This is a genomic window from Pseudoalteromonas sp. Z9A5 (assembly GCF_011378875.1).
Classification (GTDB): Bacteria; Pseudomonadota; Gammaproteobacteria; order Enterobacterales; family Alteromonadaceae; genus Pseudoalteromonas.
This window is the reverse complement of sequence record NZ_WTLC01000008.1, coordinates 1-20,310: the sequence shown is the minus strand read 5'-3', so window position 1 is coordinate 20,310 and position 20,310 is coordinate 1. Positions and strand designations below refer to the sequence as shown.

The 20,310-nt window shown below is 37.1% G+C and carries 13 protein-coding genes and 1 pseudogene; 3 read left to right on the top strand and 11 right to left on the bottom strand.

Annotation, left to right across the window (positions count from 1 at the left end):
• Positions 1-280 precede the first annotated feature (280 nt).
• Together GQR56_RS05920 and GQR56_RS05915 are read left to right on the top strand one after the other, a co-directional pair.
• Positions 281-3,133 (top strand): TonB-dependent receptor, encoded by a 2,853-nt coding sequence (locus GQR56_RS05920; protein WP_166109501.1) that lies wholly within the window; start codon positions 281-283, stop codon positions 3,131-3,133.
• Positions 3,134-3,749: 616 nt separating this feature from the next.
• Positions 3,750-6,590, top strand: coding sequence for a TonB-dependent receptor (locus GQR56_RS05915; RefSeq protein ID WP_166109499.1), 2,841 nt, complete (start codon positions 3,750-3,752; stop codon positions 6,588-6,590).
• 77 nt (positions 6,591-6,667) lie between these two features.
• Here GQR56_RS05915 and GQR56_RS05910 read toward each other — a convergent pair whose 3' ends face one another.
• From GQR56_RS05910 to GQR56_RS05885, 6 genes are all read right to left on the bottom strand, one after another.
• Positions 6,668-8,446: a sugar phosphorylase gene (locus tag GQR56_RS05910; protein WP_166109497.1), complete on the bottom strand. Its 1,779-nt coding sequence runs from the start codon at positions 8,444-8,446 to the stop codon at positions 6,668-6,670.
• A 57-nt stretch (positions 8,447-8,503) separates the two neighbouring features.
• The gene (locus tag GQR56_RS05905) at positions 8,504-9,724 is read right to left on the bottom strand and encodes a glycosyl transferase (RefSeq protein ID WP_024611431.1); all 1,221 of its coding nucleotides are present in this window, start codon (positions 9,722-9,724) and stop codon (positions 8,504-8,506) included.
• A complete protein-coding gene (locus GQR56_RS05900) occupies positions 9,717-11,462 on the bottom strand; it encodes an HAD-IIB family hydrolase (RefSeq protein ID WP_166109495.1) in 1,746 nt (581 codons plus the stop codon). Before GQR56_RS05900 ends, GQR56_RS05905 begins: the two co-directional genes overlap by 8 nt.
• A 145-nt stretch (positions 11,463-11,607) precedes the next feature.
• Positions 11,608-12,846 (bottom strand): uracil-xanthine permease family protein, encoded by a 1,239-nt coding sequence (locus tag GQR56_RS05895; RefSeq protein WP_166109493.1) that lies wholly within the window; start codon positions 12,844-12,846, stop codon positions 11,608-11,610.
• A gap of 9 nt (positions 12,847-12,855) precedes the next feature.
• Positions 12,856-13,485: a uracil phosphoribosyltransferase gene (gene upp / locus GQR56_RS05890; RefSeq protein ID WP_166109491.1), complete on the bottom strand. Its 630-nt coding sequence runs from the start codon at positions 13,483-13,485 to the stop codon at positions 12,856-12,858.
• A gap of 146 nt (positions 13,486-13,631) precedes the next feature.
• Positions 13,632-14,588, bottom strand: a complete 957-nt coding sequence (locus GQR56_RS05885; protein ID WP_166109489.1) for a kinase — start codon at positions 14,586-14,588, stop codon at positions 13,632-13,634.
• 378 nt (positions 14,589-14,966) lie between these two features.
• Between GQR56_RS05885 and GQR56_RS05880 the strand changes: the two genes are divergently transcribed.
• Positions 14,967-15,518, top strand: coding sequence for an outer membrane beta-barrel protein (locus tag GQR56_RS05880; RefSeq protein ID WP_166109487.1), 552 nt, complete (start codon positions 14,967-14,969; stop codon positions 15,516-15,518).
• Positions 15,519-16,546: 1,028 nt separating this feature from the next.
• Here the strand turns inward: GQR56_RS05880 and GQR56_RS05875 are convergent.
• The 5 genes and pseudogenes from GQR56_RS05875 to GQR56_RS05855 form a co-directional block, all read right to left on the bottom strand.
• Complete coding sequence (locus tag GQR56_RS05875; protein ID WP_166109485.1) at positions 16,547-17,272, bottom strand: hypothetical protein; 726 nt, start codon at positions 17,270-17,272, stop codon at positions 16,547-16,549.
• A 439-nt stretch (positions 17,273-17,711) separates the two neighbouring features.
• Positions 17,712-18,756: pseudogene (locus GQR56_RS05870) on the bottom strand (transposase).
• 99 nt (positions 18,757-18,855) lie between these two features.
• Positions 18,856-19,212, bottom strand: a complete 357-nt coding sequence (locus tag GQR56_RS05865) for a hypothetical protein (RefSeq protein WP_166109483.1) — start codon at positions 19,210-19,212, stop codon at positions 18,856-18,858.
• Between the two features lie 103 nt (positions 19,213-19,315).
• Positions 19,316-19,822 (bottom strand): hypothetical protein, encoded by a 507-nt coding sequence (locus GQR56_RS05860; protein WP_166109481.1) that lies wholly within the window; start codon positions 19,820-19,822, stop codon positions 19,316-19,318.
• Positions 19,823-20,037: 215 nt separating this feature from the next.
• A partial coding sequence (locus GQR56_RS05855; protein WP_206018107.1) for a transposase occupies positions 20,038-20,310 on the bottom strand: 273 nt, incomplete at its 5' end.

The following is a 20,310-nucleotide window of genomic DNA, read 5'->3' as shown; positions in this document are numbered from 1 at the left end:
AATTCATGAAGATAACAAAAACAAAAATAAACATAGCATTTACATGTTGATAAAAACAAAACCATAACGTTAACTATTACAATTTTAAGTCATTGTTTTAATTGAATTTTAACAAGTTATTTTATCGCTTTTATTTGTAGGATCAACGAAAATTAATTACCCCAGTCAAATTAAGTGTTAAATCTAGGTACGTAATGTAAATTTTATAGTCAAATAACTATTAACATGAAAATTATGTTGCAAGTAATTTTAAAAACAAACGATTCATCTAGGGGATAACATGAAATCTTACAACAAAATCTCAAGCAGTATAAAAACGGCGCTGTGTTTAAGCGCTATTGGTTTATCACACACAGCTATTGCAGCAGACGCAGATACTCAAAAAATAGAACGTGTACAAGTAACAGGCTCTAAAATAAGCCGCGTAGGAGCTATTGCTCCGGCACCAGTAACTGTAATTACTGGTGAGCAATTACTTAATACAGGTGCAGTAAATATTGGTGAGGCACTAAATAAACTGCCGGCTTTAGGTAATACTTACTCGCTTGCAAACTCAGGTCGCTTTATTGGTACTGCAGGTCTAAATATTCTTGATTTACGTAATATGGGTACCGACCGTACGCTTGTACTTGTAAATGGTAAGCGCCATGTATCAAGCTCTGCAGGTTCTCAAGCTGTTGATACAAACACCATTCCTAGCGTATGGGTTGAGCGCGTAGAAATAGTAACCGGTGGTGCGTCTGCTGTTTACGGTGCTGATGCTGTAACAGGTGTTGTTAACTTTATACTTAAAGATAACATTGAAGGCTTAGATTTTACCGCCACTAAAGGTGTTTCAGACTTAAGCGATTACAATAATGAGAAAGTAACGTTCTCGTACGGTTCTAATTTTGATAGTGGTCGTGGTAATGCTGCGTTTGCAGTTGAATACTCAGCTCAAGAGTCTTTAAATGCATTAGATCATCCATGGACTGATGGGTCATATTCAAGCTTACGAAACCAAGCACAAAATGATTCAAATAAAGACGATCCTAATTTTCCTGATAAAATATATACACCAAATGCAGGTTACTACGCGTTAAATAATGCGGGTGTGTTTGATTTAGGTAATGGTTTTGTTAATACCTTTAATTCTGACGGCTCTCACCGTGATATTTATACTGGTAATAATGTTGATGGTTTATTATGTGCCGATTGTGACTCATTTAATCTAGCTCAATTTGACGAGATTCAACCTAAATTTGAACGTTACAATGTAAACTTTAAAGTTAATTACGATGTGACTGACGATCTTAATGCATACTTTGAAGCTAAATACGTAAACAGTGAAGGCGAAAGTATTGGTCAACCTGCATTCTTTTTCTTTGATCCTGACAATAGCATTAAAATTGATAATGCTTACTTAGATCCGAGTGTAAAAGCTCTTATGGAAGCAGCTGACGACGGTAAAGGCGTTGAATCAATTAGCCTTAACCGAATGATGACTGACTTAGGTCGTCGTATCGAGAATAATACGCGCGAAACTACTCGCTTTGTAGCAGGCCTTAAAGGCACTGTGTTTAGTGATTGGGATTTAGATGCGTCAATAGTGCGTGGTCAAACTGATTTAGAGCGCGTAAATGGCGCAAACATGATAACAGCTAACTACTTTAATGCACTCGATGCAGTTAAAGACGATAGCGGTAATATTGTTTGTCGTAGCGAAGCTGCTCAAGCACAAGGCTGTGTACCAGTAAATATTATGGGCTTTGGCGCACCTAGTGATGCAGCAATTGACTACATTAATACAGTATCAACTGGCACATCAGAAATAACTCAAACTGTAGTATCTGCGTCTCTTGCCAATGGTGCTTTATTTGAACTACCTGCAGGTTACGTTGGTGTTGCTTTTGGTGCTGAATACCGTAAAGAAGAAAGTGAAACAAAAGAACCTGATAATGCTGAAGGTACGTTCTTTAATGCACTTGGTGAAGATAAAGGTGACTTTGATGTAAAAGAAATTTTTACAGAGGTATCTGTTCCACTACTCTCAGATATGCCATTTGTTCAAGATTTAGTATTTGATGCAGCTGTACGATATGCTGACTACAGTACAATTGGTGATGCAACTAGCTGGAAATTAGGTCTTGATTGGAGTCTAAACAACGAGTTACGTTTTCGTCTAACTCAATCAGAAGCACTAAGAGCACCTAATATTGGTGAAATTTTTGGTGCACCAAGTCAAACTTTCTATGATGTTGACGATCCTTGTCAGGCTGATAACTTAAACGACTTACAAAACAGCAGTACACGTCGTACAAACTGTGCTGCACTAGGTGTACCTACAGGGTTTGATTCAGATTATGACTCACAAACACTTGAAGGTTTAAGCAGTGGTAATCGTGAAGTTAAAGGCGAAGAGTCAACAAGTACTACAATCGGTTTAGTGTACCAACCAGAATTTATAGAAAATTCAACACTAACTATCGATTACTGGAAAATTGAAATTGAAGATGCAATTGACTATATTAGTGCGCAGGATATTTTAGATCGCTGTGTAGATAGCGGCTCAGGTATTTCTAATCAATACTGTAGTTTAATTACCCGTGATGCTAATAGTGAAATATCATTAATACAAAATTCAGCACTTAACGTTGCTGGTCAAGAAGCATCTGGTATCGATTTTGAATTAGGTTACGATTTTGATGCATTAGGGGGTAGCTTTAGAACGAACCTCATAGGTACATACTTGATTGAGCGAAAAGAATTCCCGTTCCAAGATGAACCTAGTGACTATATAGAAAACGCAGGTGTTACAGGTGAAGCACAATGGCAAGCTAACTTAAATCTTGAATATAGCTACGAGAATTTATATACAACATTCAGTACGCGTTATATTGAAGAAGTAAGCTTATACACAGATCAAGAATTAAGTGATAACCCTAACCCAAATAGCTTAACTAGCTATGGTACTTACGTTATTTCAGATATGACAGTAGGTTATAACTTTGATAATGGTGTTGGCTTAAAAGTAGGCGTAGATAACTTATTCAATCGTGGGCTGCCTTTTGGTACGCGCGGAGATGGAGAAGGTTCTGCTAGCTACGATAATATAGGTCGTTTTGGCTATATTACTTTCTCATATAGTATGTAAGTTTAATTTATAGTAAAAGGCTCATAAATTGAGCCTTTTTTATGTGTGTCACTCTATTTAGTGACGATTAAATAAATTTTTTATGCATATTTTCACCCAATAAAATGAAATATATTCATATTCCGCATTGTTTATTTTAAATCCCCTAATTAATATGGATTATTTAGCGATTATAAAAAGAGCTATATTTTACACTTAATAAACTTAATTGAGTGATAAAAGATCAGCTATAACGATTAAGTTAGTTACGTATAAAAAAAGTAAATAAATACCATAGCGTTAAAATAAACAATCCTGCTAAATAACGACCTAAACATATATAAAAATCCATCATAACGTTCGCTTCTCAAGCAACAAGTTTAAACCCCACTTTATTAAGGGCTAATACAAAGCCAATTACAATTGCAATAATTGCATCAATAAAAAACAGGTTAAAAATAAATATCCTTAATATTCATTAACATTCGTTAAATTAACGTACTTTTATTCATTATTTCACCGTGCCATAATTGCGCCTTAAATAATAAAATGAATTATAAATAGCGCTATTTATTGTGTTTTAAACACTTTATTTAGTCTATTTGGTTGCACTAAAATAACCGCTCTTGGGAAAACAATGAAACATTCTTTAATTTGTAATAGCATTAAATTTGCTCTAATTACAGCTGCTGCAACAGCTAGTAATTCTGTACTTGCTCAAGATGAGCAAGCAATAACTAAAATTGAACGCGTAGAAGTAACTGGCTCACGTATTTTACGCGAAGGCGCAATAGCACCTGCACCGGTTACAGTGATCACCGGCGAACAGCTTATGAATACTGGCGCTGTTAATATTGGTGAAGCCCTAAATAATTTACCAGCATTGGGTAATACTTACTCTTTAGCTAATTCGGGTCGCTCTATTGGTACTGCAGGATTGAATCTGCTTGATTTACGTAATATGGGCACAGACCGAACACTTGTGCTTGTTAATGGTAAACGTCATGTGTCTAGTTCAGCTGGCTCTCAGGCAGTAGATACGAATACAATCCCAAGCGTTTGGGTTGAGCGAGTTGAAATAATTACCGGTGGTGCATCTGCTGTATACGGTGCTGATGCGGTAACTGGTGTTGTTAACTTTATTCTAAAAGATAACATTGAAGGGATGGACTTTAGCGTTACTCGTGGTTTTGCCGATCTAAGCAGCTACAATAACGAAAAAGTATCTTTCTCATACGGCTCTAATTTCGATAATGGTCGTGGTAATGCTGCATTTGCAGTGGAATATTCTGGTCAAGATTCATTAAATGCACTTGATCATCCATGGACAAGTACATCATTTAGTAGTTTACGTAATACAGCTCAAACAGACGCAAATAAAGATGACATTAATTTCCCTGATAAAATTTTAACTCCTAATGCAGGCTATTATGCAATTAATGATGCTGGCGTTTACGCATTAGAAGATGGCTTTACAAATAGCTTTAACCCTGACAGCTCATCTCGTAATTTATACTTAGGCAATAATGTAGATGGCTTACTTTGCGCTGAGTGTGACTACTTTAACCTTGGTCAGTATGAAGAAGTTCAACCAGAGTTTAAACGCTACAATGTTAACTTTAAAACAAATTACGATATTACCGACGACTTAAACGTTTACTTTGATGCTAAATACGTAAACAGCCAAGGTGAAAGCATAGGTCAACCTGCATTCTTTTTCTATGACGATGAAAATAGCATTAAAATTGATAATGCCTACTTAGCACCTGATATTAAAGCCCGTATGGAAAGCGAAGGTGTAGAGTCAATTATGATTAATCGTATGATGTCTGATTTAGGGCGTCGTATAGAAAACAACACACGTGAAACAACCCGCTTTGTTACCGGTTTAAAAGGCACTGTTTTTAAAGACTGGGAATTAGATACCTCAATAGTATACGGTCAAACAGATCTAGAGCGTGAAAACGGCGCTAACATGATTTTAGCTAACTACTTTAATGCGCTTGATGCCGTTGAAGATACAAATGGCAACATTGTGTGTCGTAGTGCTGCAGCACAAGCAGAAGGCTGTGTACCAGTAAATATTATGGGTAATGGTGCACCAACACAAGACGCTATTAATTATATTAATACAGTGTCAATTGGTACTTCTACAATTAAACAAACTGTCGTTTCTGCATCACTTGCAAACGGCGCTATTTTTGAGCTACCAGCTGGCTATGTTGGTGTTGCTTTTGGTGCTGAATACCGTAAAGAAGAAAGCGAAACAAAAGAGCCTGATAACGCAGAAGGTACGTTCTTTAATGCATTAGGCGAAGATGAAGGCTCATTTAACGTACGCGAAGTGTTTTTTGAAACATCAATGCCTATATTAACTGACCTACCATTTATTCAAGATTTAGTCTTTGATACTGCAGTGCGTCATGCTGACTACAGCACTATTGGGGAAGCAACAAGTTGGAAGTTAGGACTTGATTGGACAGTTAATGACGAACTACGTGTTCGTGTTACGCAATCTGCAGCACTTCGCGCGCCTAATATAGGCGAAGTATTTGGTGCTCCAAGCCAAACTTTCTATAATATTGATGATCCTTGTCGCTCAGAAAATCTTAACGATTTACAAAATGGCTCTACTCGTCGTGCTAATTGTGCAGCATTAAACGTCGCAACCGACTTTAACTCTGACTATGATTCGGCAAGTATCGATGGCTTACAAAGCGGTAACCGAGATGTTAAAGGTGAAGAATCAACCAGTACAACTGTGGGTATTGTTTACCAACCTGAGTTTTTAGAGAACGCTGTACTTACAATAGATTACTGGAAAATTGAACTCGATGATGCAATTGATACAATTGATGCTCAAGATATTCTTGATCGTTGTGTAGATAGCACAACCGGTGTTAATAACCAATATTGTAACCTTATTACACGCGATGCCAATGGCGAAATTTCACTAATTCAAAATTCAGTACTAAATGTTGCCGGTCAAGAAGCATCAGGTATCGATTTCGAACTAGGCTACGATTTTGACGCACTTGAAGGTAGCTTTAAAACACGCTTAATAGGTACTTACTTAATTGAACGTAAAGACTTCCCTTTCCAAGATGATCCTTCGAGTTATATTGAAGCAGCCGGTACTTCTGGTGAAGCAAAATGGCAGACAAACCTATCTGTGAACTACACGTATGATCGTTTTTTCTCTACGTTTGAAACACGCTTTTTGAGTGAAGTAGAGCTATACACAAATTTCTCACTTGATAGCAACCCTAATCCAAGCAGTCAAATGTCTTACGGTAAATATTTTATAACCGATATTACTGTTGGCTATAGCTTTGATAGCGGTGTTGCCGTTAAATTTGGTGTTGATAACGTATTTAATCGCGAGTTACCTTACGGTACGAGTGGAACAGGCGAAAAGAGCGCAAGTTACGACAACATTGGTCGTTTTGGCTATGTTAGCCTCTCATATAAACTTTAATTTAAAGTAATTAATAGTTTTTAGTTAAAAAAATGCCAGTTGATTAAACAAACTGGCATTTTTATATATACGTTAAGCTATTTTATATTACTTAACCACACACTTTGATATGGCTCCATTTCAATAGTGAGCTGCCCTTCTTCTATCAGTTTATCAGCAATTAAATCAAACCACTGCTGTGTATCTATTAAGTTTAAATCAGCTAACTTAAGTGTTTCAGGCTTATCACTAATATTGTAAACACAAAATACACTTTGTTGTCTGTCGATACTTTGGCGCCAAAAACCAAACAAACCTCCCGCTAAGTGCAGTGTAAACTGCGTTGCATTTGGATGAAATGCACTTTGCTTTTTGCGTACCCCCAATAACGATTTAATACCGTTAAATACTTTATGATGATGGCTGTATTTTTCACTGATCGCAGCTAATAGTTTAGATTCTTGCCAACGATGACGGTTAATAGCCCTGTTATGCTGTGAGTTTTCAAAACGCTCATAATCGTTTGTTGTGCCTAATAAACTATGAATATACAAACCTGGTATGCCTTCAAGCGCAAACATAATTGCATGAGCACACATAAATCGCTCAAGCCCAAACTTATCAGGCCCATTGTGCGTACCTTGTAGCGCATCAAATAATGCAATATTGAGTTCATAAGGCGTATGCGTGCCATCGTTACTAGTACGCATAGATACCCGACCACCAAACTGCATAGTGGTTGTAACTAAAGAAGCCACTTCGCTTGGCTGTAGTAATCCCTCAATTGGACGAAGCCCTACCCCATCATGCGATGCAATAAAGTTAAAATAAGCGGTGCCATTTTGTGCAGGCGGCATGCTCATCATCCAATGTTTAAGGGCGGTGCTATCACCACTTAATAATGTATGTAGTAATAATGGCGGCAGTGCAAAATTATAAATAGCATGCGCTTCATTTGCGTTACCAAAATACGATAGGTTTTCTTGATTTGGGATATTTGTTTCGGTAATTATAACCACGCTTGGCTCTACGTGCTCAATAAGCGTGCGCATTAATCTAACAGCTTCGTGTGTTTGCGGTAAGTTAATACAATTTGTATTTAGTTGCTTCCATAAAAAAGCAACAGCATCGAGTCTAAATAAGCGCACACCATTATCTAAATAATGGCGAATAATACCCACAAACTCTTTTAGAACATCAGGGTTTGCAAAATCAAAATCAACTTGATCATGGCTAAATGTACACCATACATGCTTTTCGCCGCTAGGCGTGTTCACAGTATGTAAAAGCGATGATGTGCGTGGACGCACTACTTGGCTTAAGTCATCATTTAAACTGGCTGTTTTAAAGTAATCTTTACCTGGGTGTAAATCGTTTAAAAAGTTTTCAAACCATATACTTCTGCTCGAACAATGATTAATAACTAGATCAGCCATTAGCTTTACGTCTTTGGCTATATTTTTAATGTCTTGCCAGTCACCTAAAGACTCGTTTACTTGCGCATAGTTCATTACCGCAAAGCCTTCATCAGAGCTGTACGGATAAAAGGGAAGTATATGCAGAGCATTAAGTTGCATATCACATTGCTCTTTTATAAACCTATGCAATGTTTTGAGCGGTGCTTCAATTGGGCTTGATACTGCAAATTCGCTATCATCATGCTTAATAATTGAGTCGCCATACGCAATTAAAACAATATCTTGTTCATCCCACCGATTTGTATGCGGTGTAGGGTCACGCAGTGGACTGCTACCTAAAATAATTTTAATCAGTTGCTGAGCAAGCTCAGTAATAGGTAAAGGTAGTTCAACATCGTCATAAATTATCCGAAGATGATGCTCAACCTGTTGTAAAAATAATTCGTTAACTGTACTCACATGCGCCCCTTTTTATTTTTAATTACTTAACCTGACCTCAGGTTACTTATTTTTGGGTTAGCTATATTCTTCGTTATCAAGCTCTACCGCTTCTTTTAAGCGTTCAAGCACGTCTGGCATTGCTGATACAACACGGTTCCAACTTGGCACAAATGGCGCTTCCATCGGGTTGTCTAAAAAGTGTTGACCTGCATTCATAATATTTTGTGCAAACATTTCTACTGCTTTTTCCTCTTGGTGCACATCAAGCGTTAAACCATTCATTATTGCGTCGTTGTGGTAGGTTTCTATAAAGTCTAACCCAATACGGTAATAGGTAGCTTTAAGCGAACGTATTGTTTCACTGGTAAACGTAACACCTTGCGTTGCTAGCTTTCTAAATAATGCTTTGGTGATATCAATCGACATTTTAGATAACCCAGCACTTTGGTCGTCAAGCGATAGTTCTTGATGTTTATGATCGTAGTTATCGGCTATATCTACTTGGCATAATCGGTTATGCGAGTAGTTACGGTACATCTCGCTTAATACGCCAATTTCTAATCCCCAATCGCTTGGAATACGAATATCGTTTAGTACGTCACGTCTAAACGAAAACTCACCCGCTAATGGGTATCTAAACGAGTCCATGTATTCTAAGTAGTCGCGGTTACCTAATATTGTTTTAAATGAACGCAGTAATGGCGTAACTAATAAACGTGATACACGACCATTAATTTTTCCATTTGCTGTACGCGGGTAAAAGCCTTTGCAGAACTCATAGTTAAAACGAGGATGCGCCACTGGGTAAATTAGCTTAGCAAGTAAGCTCCTATCGTAGGTTAAAATATCGCAATCGTGCAATGCTATAGACTCTACTTCCGCCGTTGCTAGCTTATAACCCATGCAATACCAAACGTTTCTGCCTTTACCAAGCTCTCGTGGTGCAACGCCAAGTTCTTGTAGTTCTTTATCGAGTGCTTGCAAGCGAGGACCGTCGTTCCATAATACTTTATGATTTTGATTTAGTTCTTTAAAAAAGCTGAGCGCATGTCGATACTGTGCTTCATCTGCCCTGTCGAGGCCAATTGTAATTTGCGATAAGTAAGGTACTTCGCGTAATTCGCTTACTATATTTTTAAGTGCAGAGCCCTCCAGTTCGCTATATAGCGAAGGCAATATAAGCCCCATTGGACGCTGCTTACTGAACCCTAATAATTCTTTTTCTAGGTCTTCAATTGGTCGGTCAGCAATATTATGTAATGTAGTAATTACGCCATTTTGATAAAAATCAGCCATGAGATATTTTCTCCTCAGTAATACTTAAAATACTATTTATACAAGGCAGTGATGTTATTTCCTCAACCCAACCCAGTGGTGCTGGTGATTGTGAATATCGCGCCTTGTTATGTGACAATTTAACCGGCTTTTTACTCGCCGGATTTGCAATAATAATGGCAATATTTGCTTGCTCTAACATTTGCTTATCGTTATCGCTATCGCCCAATGCTATAACTGTGAGAGGCTTTCTAAAATGATGGGTAAACTGTTTAACTAACCACTGCTGTGCAGCGCTTTTGTCTGTATTTTTGGCAATATGAATAAACCGACCACCTATTTTTATATCGTAACCAAGCGCTTTAACATCTTGTACAAAGGTGTTTAGTAAGTTATCGCTGCCATACCAATAAAGTGGGTCTGAATAATCTCGTGTTTGTGCACGCTTTGCTTGTGCATCGGTTAATCCTGTAAGCTCAGATATTTGCTCGCTTGTTAAGTTACTAAATAATTTATAATGAGCCTTATACTGTGTATCAAGTGACTCTAAATCGCCCAGTAAGCTCGATAAAGGCTTAGCAAGTGCAAAACACCAGTACTCACCCACTTTTTTACAACCAATAGGTTTTAGTTCAAAGTAGTTTTCAGGTATGTAAACTGCCGCGCCATTTTCAACAATAAAAGGTTGTTGAATACTTAACTCATTTTTTATTTCAGCTACTTCACAAAACGTTTTGCTCGTATTAAATACCACAGGAATGTGAGCACTTTGCAATTGTTGTAATAACTCACTCACATTACTGGTATTGTAATCAGCATGGTCGAGCAAAGTACCGTCAAGATCAGTAAAAATAATAGGTTGAAGAGTATCGTCACTAATTAAATGCATGCCACTTATATCGCGATTGCTATCGAGTTCTATAAGTGCGTTTGCTTTGCTACTTAAAGTGTTTAAATTTTCTCGTGTAATACGCTCAAAATGAGAAATAAACCACACTAACTGCTCGTTAGTCATGGTGCCTGTACCCGCACCCTTTTTAGCAATTAGTTTTTGTTCTTGCTCTTGTCGCCATGTAAACACATCACCAAAGCTTGGGGCTTTGAGCATAACGGTATAATCAATTTTATTAAAAATTGCTTTATACTCATTGGCCAAACAGCTGTTTATACAACGGCGCCAAACGCCTTCTTTATCATCAAACTGCTCTAATTCGTTAAGTGGCTCACTCAGTGAAAATAATGGTTGCGGCTCACTGCCTACACACCACCCTTCTAAAATAACAATATCGACAGGCGCTGAGTTAGTTAGCCATTCATTTTTAGGTATGCAATCATCAATATGTTTATTAAAACTAGGTAAAGGCACATTTATTTCACCCGCTAATAACTGCGAAATTGTGCTACTCATTAACTCGGTATCGTGTGTACCGGGTACACCACGAGTCGCAAATAAAGGGTGAACATCTTCAGCTAACTGTTTACGCGCCTGTTTAGTTAAATAAAAATCATCTATCGACAGCGCAACGCTGTTTAGTGCCGTATTTTTTGAAAACCACGTTACTAAAAAATCAGCTAACGTGCTCTTTCCAGAGCCTTGGCAGCCATTTATAGCAACAAAAATAGGAGTTGATGTTTTTTTTGATTCGAGAATGTCATGCGCAAGTGGAACAAAATATTGCTCACTCAAATATTGATACTTTAAAGGCAGTTGGTGCTTTGCTAAAAACGGGGTTATATCCACAATATTGGCCTCTGACATAGTAACTCCTTGCATATAATGCGTTCTGTAGGGTTAAATGCAGGTACTAGACCAATATTATTTTTGTATATTTTTTAATGAGTTAAAAAAATAGCGCATTTGAAATGCGCTATTATGGTGCAAACTAATTAGCTAATGTGCAAAATTAAGCGGTCTCAGACTCTGCTTTTGGTAATACTAAGTTAAGTATAATACCTAAAATAGCGCATAAGCTTACGCCTTCTAAACTAAATTGGCTGCCACCAATATGCATACCACCAATACCACACACTAAAATAAGCGCGACAATACTTAAATTACGCGGTGCAGTTAAATCATCACCCGACTTAACAAGTGTATTTAAACCAACAACGGCAATAGATCCAAAAAGTAAAATCATAATACCGCCCATTACAGGTACTGGTATTGTTTGTAGCCCTGCGCCCATTTTAGCTATAAATGCCAAGGCAATAGCAATAATTGCAGTCCACATCATTACTTTAGGATTAAAGTTTTTAGTTAACATAACCGCACCTGTTACCTCTGAATAAGTGGTATTAGGTGGTCCGCCAAGTAATGAGGCTGCTGATGTGGCTAAGCCATCTCCAAATAAAGTGCGGTGAAGCCCAGGCTTTTTCAAAAAGTCTTTATTGGTTACTTGGCTAATAGCCATCATATCGCCAATGTGTTCAATTGCAGGCGCAATAGCAACAGGCACCATAAATAAAATAGCCTGCCATTTAAATTCTGGTAACGTAAAGTTAGGTACAGCTAACCACTGTGCATTCGTTACAGCGTCAAATTGCACAACACCTAAACCAAGCGATAAGCTATAACCCGCTACAACACCTGCCAATATAGGAATAAGCTTAAATACGCCCTTTCCCCACACTGCAAAAATAAGCGTAACCACTAACGAAAACATCGAAATAAAAATAGCGCTGTTGTAATCAATTAATTGCAAGCTCCCATCGCCGCTTTTACCCATTGCCATATTTACAGCAACTGGCGCAAGCGCTAAACCAATAACCATAATCACAGGTCCAACTACAACTGGTGGTAAAATGTGATGAAGCATTGCCACGCCTTTATATTTTACTAATAAGCTCAACAGCATATACGCAAAGCCTGCCGCCATTAAGCCTCCCATAGTGGCGGGCACTCCCCACATTTGTACGGCAGCAATTATAGGTGCAATAAAAGCAAATGAAGAGGCTAAAAATATAGGCACTTGACCTTTAGTCACTACCTGAAACAACAAAGTACCAAACCCTGCTGTAAACAATGCCACACTCGGATCGAGCCCAGTTAATAGCGGCACAAGTACCAACGCACCAAACGCTACAAACAGCATTTGTGCACCGGTTAAAATAGTTTTTATCGAAAAAGTGGCATTATTTTGCACTTAAAGCTCCTAAACTGTACCAAATATTTTATCGCCTGCATCGCCTAAACCAGGCACTATATAACCTTTTTCATTTAAGTGACTGTCTACTGATGCAGTAAATATTTCTACGTCTGGGTGAGCTTCAAGTGTTTTAGCAACACCTTCTGGTGCAGCTACAAGTATGATTACTTTAATTTCTTTACAGCCTGCTTTTTTAAGCATGTCGATAGTAGCAATCATTGAGCCACCCGTTGCAAGCATAGGGTCAATAACTAAGCTTAATCGCTCATCAATATTACCAACTAGCTTTTCAAAATATGGGATTGGCTCTAATGTTTCTTCGTTACGTTGAAGCCCAACAACACTTACTTTTGCAGCCGGTAATAATTGCATTACGCCGTCCATCATTCCAAGGCCTGCACGTAAAATTGGCACTACCGTAATTTTTTTACCTTTAATATGCTGCACATTTAATTTGTTGCCATCCCAACTGGTAATTTCGTTGTCTTCAAGCGGAAGGTTTTTGGTAGCTTCGTAGGTTAATAATGTACCTACTTCAGAACACAATTCACGAAAGCTTTTAGTACTAATGCCATGCGCGCGCATTAAGCCAAGTTTATGTTGAACAAGAGGGTGAGTAATAACGTGAATAGCCATGATATAAACCTACTGATACAAGAATTTGCAGTATTTTATATTAAAAAAGGTCTTTTGACCTGCAGTTTTAAAGAGATTTTCATACATCGTGCCAAAATATATTGTTTTGCTTGATATTTATGCAAGAGACTAACAAAGCTTGTTTATTAAATGTTACTCGCTAACCAGTTTTTTACCTGCTTAAGCATATAGCTATTAACTTTATAATGCTCAGGACTCCAGCCAGCTAAAAATCGATAAAAATCAGCCCAAGCAGCAGACCACAAACCAAGCCAATCATTAGCTATTTTATCAGCAGGTGCTTTTGGGTGATAAGTAGTAATAGCCGCTTTTAAATTATCAAAATAATATGCAAGATATTCATCCGCACATTCATATAATTGTGCATCACTTAAACAACTGGTCATAAAATACATCACATCAATTATTCCGCTACCGGCACCTATATACTGAAAATCGTAGCCACGTATTTCACCACACTCACTAGCTGCAAAGTTGGCTAGTTTAGCATCGCCATGAATAAGCGTTTTGTACTCACAATTTTGTAACTGCTTATCTATTTTAAGCGCAGCGTGTTTAATATCGGACTTTTTATCATCTGCTGCTTTAAGTTTATTAAACTCATCAGGGCGTGTGCTTAAATGCCAATAATTACCTTGCTGCCATAACCCATCAGCGGGCTTATTTAAGTTAAACGCATGAAAGTGTGCAAGCCATTTTAATATAGCTTTAACATGTTGCTGCCCTGCTTGACTAAACCCATGTTTGGTAAAGTCTTTAAACACCAATGCGTATTCATCATCTTTATTAATAGCGCTTATACAGTCAATACTTTGCGCATGTTTTGGTAAATGCTGGCTATAAAGCTTATAAAAAGTGTATTCAACGTTATAGGAGTACTGCTTTCTTTTAAGTGCAACTTCGCTTTGTTTAATTTTAGGATGATTTATATAGCTGGGGATTTTAATCGCCTTAATAACGCATAGCTCATTATCAAGCTGGCACTGCACAATACTGCCACAGCCACTCCAAAGCGATGTTAGTGTATCGCCAATTTCAATTTGCTTAAAATGAGGTAGTAATAAAGGGATATAAAAGATCATGGGCATATCAAAAATGAGTTTGTTTCAAGTGATTTAACGCAGGTTAATGCTTTTAAAGTAGCTCTACAACAACAGATTAATGAATAAGCCAAACCAATTCAAAATAAAATATTCTAGGTAATAGACTTAGTGTATAGATATCCTATTCGCCATTTAAAATATGGCTATAGTAAAATGCCATAGATAAACAATAACTTAACTATAGACACACAATATACATATAGGTTACTCTCCCGCCGATTTTTATCGGCGGCTGCATTTAAACAACTCCGTAAGTGATTGTTCATTGTTGGGTTTTCAATTACAACAACCGTGTCTCATAAATTATTTTTATGACGCTTTTTTAACTACATTTTAAAATATAAAATAGGAAAAATAATGAAAAAAACATTCCAAGGAACTTTACTTTTATCATCGCTAATATTAGGTTCGCATGCGTATGCAAACGAGCAGGTACCCGTTCAAGAAAAACACTGGAGCATAGGAGCTGGTGCTTATGCTTTTTCATTGGTTAATGATAATAGCTCAAGTGAAGACTTAGATTTTAGTGGTTTTAACATAGCAGCAGGTTACGCAGTTAATAATCATTTTCAAATTAGAGGCACCTATTTTTCATTAGAAAATGATGACTTTTCAAATATAGAAAGTGATGGCTTCGACCTAATGGCTTATGGTGGAGTTGGCTTTTCTAAAAAAGGCTTTAGAGGCTATGGTGGTGCAGGTTTCTTCTCTGACAAGTGGAGTGCTCGAGGTGAGAATGAAACCATGTCTGGCTTCCAGCTTGGTGGTGGTTTAGGTTATAATTGGGGTCCTACTGCGTTAGATTTTGTTTTAACATTACGTCAAGCTGATGAATATGAAGATTTTATGTTTCAATCAGGCACCTATGTTGCGGCATCTGGTAACCTAACTATCTCTTATTTGTTTTAAACACATAAAAAAGCCCCCGCTTGTTTTTACACAAGCGAGGCCCACACTAATTGTTTTCTCATCTATAAAAGCACCGACGCTAGACAGCCTGCCTCATTACTGCCTAGCTTAGCTGTTTTTAGCGACCAGTTTAAATGCTTTGTCTATTTTTCCGGATTGTAACATGCTTAATAAGGCCAAAAGCATTAACACTATTGTTAAAAGTCCAGCGATGAACGCCCAAAATATATTAATAAAACCGAGGTTGTGGACTAACCAACTGTTGTTAGAATAAATAGTAAAAATAACAGTAATTGGGAAAATGTTAATGAGTGAAAATAAAATATAGAAAAAGAAAAACTTTAAATTTTGTAAGTAAAAGTCAATTCTTAACACTGTAAATTTACGGTATTTAGATTTTAGAACAAGTGTTTTACCAGTTCTAGATACCTTTAAAAACTGTCTTCCCTTTAAAAATAATAGAACAGCTTCTGAAGGTGATTCGTAATTTAACAATGCCTTTACTTCATTGAATGAAAAAAACGACCGAAAACGGCTGAAAAAGCTTGTTCAGTTAAAAATTTATGACGAGAATTCGGTTTATTAACATTAAATTTTAGAATGTTATTTATGAGTTCTATTTTTTGAAAACTTACTTTTTTTATTTTCTAAATATTGAGAAAATATAAACCGGATAGCTGCAAAAATAGCAGATAAAATTATGATTCCCAATATCACCTGAGGATAACTTTTAGCGATCTCATTCATAATTGGTAACTCCTAAAAAGCTAATGAGGATGTAGAATAACTCCAACAGCCAAATTCAATTAAAACACGAGCTCCTTTAATTAACTCTAAGCGCTTTTAAAGCATTAGGTAATGCATTTGGAACCCATAAAACAAGCAGTTTTTCTAAAAAAGAGTAATTCTACAGCCTCAACGCCGCATTAAGCGGACTAAAATGATGGGCAGCGAAGCGGAACATAACCAACTGTTTTAGTTGCGTTTAAGTACCTTGCTAGCTTTGCAAACACAATTATAAACTTAATTTATAATGGTGTTTTCAAAGTATACGAAACCTCCATATTATTTGCGTTATGGATAATAAATTTTGCATTTTTATAAGCATAGGTACTTTCTGGTACATAATCTAAAGCAACCTCTTGAGTAAATGCTTCTCTAGCTAGTCCATCAGTGTACTCTCTATATACTAACTTTATTTGCCCCCCAGCAATGCCAGCATATGTAATAGTAGAAACAAATCCATGATTGCTAGAAGCCTGAATAACGTTAGTACTTTTATATTTTGGTAAATCATCAAAATATGCTACATATACCACACCATTAGGAGAGTTCTTAAGTGAATGTTCCCAATGCCAATAAAGCGCTGGTTTTCTTTGTTTTTCATTTGGAATGTAAATTCCACCAACGCCCTTGCGTAAATTCACATCAATAACAGTATCCTCTGCTTCATAAAACTGCCCCTCATTATCTTCAGCAATCAATCTATATAAACCTGGTTCAACAGTTACATTAAACACTTTATTTCTATGAGGTGTTTCAGCTTTAATGGGAGTGCTAATAATAACTTGCTTATGTTCAAGAAGTGGTGCCGATGATGTCATTACTTCACCAACATTTACTGCTTGTTGTACATTAGTTAGAAATACATAATTAGGGCTTATTATTCCACCAATTTTAGTTTGAACAGGAGTACTTTTACAAGCACCAAGAGTAAAGGCAATGATGAAACAGGTCGTTGTACGAAAGATCATGTTTTGGTTCCCTAGGTTTTAATCTTTATTAATAATATGACTTAGTAGATACAGTTATTTTATAAAGCTAACACTTTAGTATTTGTGCGACACGCAGTACAGATTACCTTGAAAAGGTATTGAATTTATAGAAGCTAACTAGGCATATATGGACGCTCCCTTGAAGTCAAAACGAGTTGGTTTGTAAACCTCAAAATTGATGCCTTTATTTTATTATCATGTATCTCATATCACAAACCACAGCTAACTAGACAGCCACTTTAATTAAAAAATAAAACTGTGCCATAAAATCTACTTTTTAGGTTAATTATTTACCTTTCCTACTAGGTTATTTTAATTTCATCCATTTAGTAAGTCATTAGCACCCTTAAACCTAAATTACACGCATGAGAATAACTGCATAATTACAGTTTTAATTTCTTACTAAGAAGTTTAAGTCTTATGCGAGTAGCTTTTCGCAATTACTGATATTTGCCCGCCGCTTTCTGTTTAAATTTTCACAGTAACGTGCTTGTGAGGATGGCCTGCCTACTGCACCATGAAATACACATGTAAATTGCGTGGTGAGTTTTAACCAGTTTTCTGGGGAGATACTCACTCTTTCTAGTAAAGGCAAGTGTGTACTTTCAATATACCCTCGCTTGTCTTCTCGTATACAACGTCCTGTTAATTCAACCAGTTCTAGGTACGATTTAAGCTCAAACGGGAGTCCCTTTGGCATTATTTGGCGTGGCATGCCTGCAAAGCGAAGTAGTTTTTTTGGTTGTTTGCCATCCTTTGCGTGTGTTAAACGTTCTTGGACGCTGGTATGGTCTGGCTCTTCTGGGGTGTTAGCCATTTTAGCTCTAATGGGGTTTAAATCTACATACGTCATACAGGCGGCAAGTGCAGCTTCATCTAATAATGCTTGAGACGTAAAGCGCCCCTCCCACAAAGTTGTATGGAACAACTTTGAACGCCTTAGGCGGCCCGAAGGGTGAGCGCCATGGATGGCAGCGAATAAAATCGTCCTGTGCAGTTATCTTCTTTATTCGCTCTGCGCGCAATGTTTTCATTTAATAATCGCATAAACCAGCTGATGCTTGATAAGCGCTCTCGGTATTGTTTACTGTTTGATTAAAAAAGATAAGTTCAGCTTTACTTAGCTTTTCACCCTGTATGTACTTTTGCGTCAGTACGGTGCCTTTACAGAGTTTATGCCAGCGAATAATAATCGCTTTATCATTCAGCCTATTTGCTTTTTTATCATCAATATACAGTACTAAATGGGTGTGGTTACTCATTACTGCGTAAGCGCATACATCAATACAAAATACCGTTTCTAATTCACGTAGCTTATCTTTAACCCAACCTCGTCGATGTTCGTAAGACTTACCTGTAAAGTGGTCTTCACCACACAGAAAGGCACGACGTACACAGCGTGAAATACAGTGATAATATTTTGTATCAACCAAACTTACCTGACGCTTTCTTGCAATAGCCATAAAACACCTGCTCGCTTTTTAGACTAATTGAAATTTAGTCATTAACCTTAGAAAGTGCAAATTTAGGATGGATGTCTAGTTTATTCCGTTTATTCCGCGTTATGTTTCTATTGCACCGATACCTTTCTGTGTAGCGGTTACAATTAATGCAGACTCGGCTGCAAAATTTTGCGCTCGGTCCCACACTTTTGGATGCTTTAATATTTGGTCTAATTCCGAACTAGCAATTATACGCTCTGACGATACATTAACCATTGAATCAGTCCTTTCATAAAATTGCTCAATTATTTCTATATACTGACTAGCTTCTAATTTAAACAAAGAAGACAAAGCCGTTTTGTACTTTTCAGTAATAGTTAATTCAGGTCGATAGAAATGTATATCATAAATAATTTGGTATAAATCTAATTCACAATCCGATGATTCTGAAATTATTAACCTGTCAATATCGTCCACAATCACCCTGAAACATAACGCTTTTGTCAGTTGCGTTTTGGTTGGAGCGTAGTTTTGGGGTAAAGTGGCGTAGCTACCCCAAAACGAAGCGTAGACCAAAACGTCAACTGGACAAACTTGTTAAATTTCGTTGCTCTACCATTTTTCGGTAGAGGTCTATTTTTTCAATTTCTTCTTTCAGCACACCGGCAAGATGCTCTGATTGATTTTTTGTCAATATTTCGCTTTCGTCGTTTGCCAGATATGATTCCAGAAACCTATTAAAGTCGTCCGCGCTCCACTGGCAGCGACCTTGCTCAGCTATAAGAATCGCAGAACGAAGGAAGTCACTCCAACCAACGTTACCGGATTGAAATTTGATAAATTCTACGCAAACCTCGAAAAATCCAGTTTCTGGGAATGGATACATTTCTTCAAAGTTATCATATGCCTCGCTAAGCAAGCGTTTAACGGCTGCATCTTTATCTTTCAATAAAGCAAGATCCATTATCAACTCGCAAGGCTCATCTTCTTTTAGTATAAGATCATCACAACATGAAATATATTCTTCAGGTGTGATCAAGCCTGCTGATACGATCGAAGCAAATATAACTATTTCTTTATTGCTCATACTTCCTCAGGAATTTAACGAGCCTGTAGATTAACTCGTTTTTTATTTATTTTTATTGATAAACAAACCATAGCTGAGTTCCTATTTTGGTTCAATCGATTACTGTATTTTTACGCAGCATATAAAGAAGTGTTTAGTGTTGTTTAAATTGGCGTTTTGGACGGGATTACGAGTGGTTGAGTGGCTTTTATTTAGGTTAAAAGGGCTTCCCCTTCTTAATGCATCGTGTTTTGTAGTTTTTCTATATTATGAACAAGGCAATACAGTTGCCATTGCGTATTCACTTTCGTTTGACCCCGTAAGGTCAATTTATTCATGTCCTTGTTGACTGTAATATTGCCGAACACGGGTTCAATACAGCCTAATCGCTTACTGTATTGTCGTCGTCCGATTGGGCTGTCTATTTTTACTTTCATTTTGTCTACATAGCTCAGCTTTTTGCGTGATTCATTATTTATAAACTGTACTTGTCGCCCCGTTTTAATGGG

Coding starts and splice junctions, on each gene's coding strand:
- GQR56_RS05920 (WP_166109501.1), top strand. CDS start 281: ATGAAATCTTACAACAAAATCTCAAGCAGTATAAAAACGGCGCTGTGT.
- GQR56_RS05915 (WP_166109499.1), top strand. CDS start 3,750: ATGAAACATTCTTTAATTTGTAATAGCATTAAATTTGCTCTAATTACA.
- GQR56_RS05905 (WP_024611431.1), bottom strand. CDS start 9,724: ATGGCTGATTTTTATCAAAATGGCGTAATTACTACATTACATAATATT.
- GQR56_RS05900 (WP_166109495.1), bottom strand. CDS start 11,462: ATGTCAGAGGCCAATATTGTGGATATAACCCCGTTTTTAGCAAAGCAC.
- upp (WP_166109491.1), bottom strand. CDS start 13,485: ATGGCTATTCACGTTATTACTCACCCTCTTGTTCAACATAAACTTGGC.
- GQR56_RS05885 (WP_166109489.1), bottom strand. CDS start 14,588: ATGATCTTTTATATCCCTTTATTACTACCTCATTTTAAGCAAATTGAA.
- GQR56_RS05880 (WP_166109487.1), top strand. CDS start 14,967: ATGAAAAAAACATTCCAAGGAACTTTACTTTTATCATCGCTAATATTA.
- GQR56_RS05875 (WP_166109485.1), bottom strand. CDS start 17,272: ATGATCTTTCGTACAACGACCTGTTTCATCATTGCCTTTACTCTTGGT.
- GQR56_RS05860 (WP_166109481.1), bottom strand. CDS start 19,822: ATGAGCAATAAAGAAATAGTTATATTTGCTTCGATCGTATCAGCAGGC.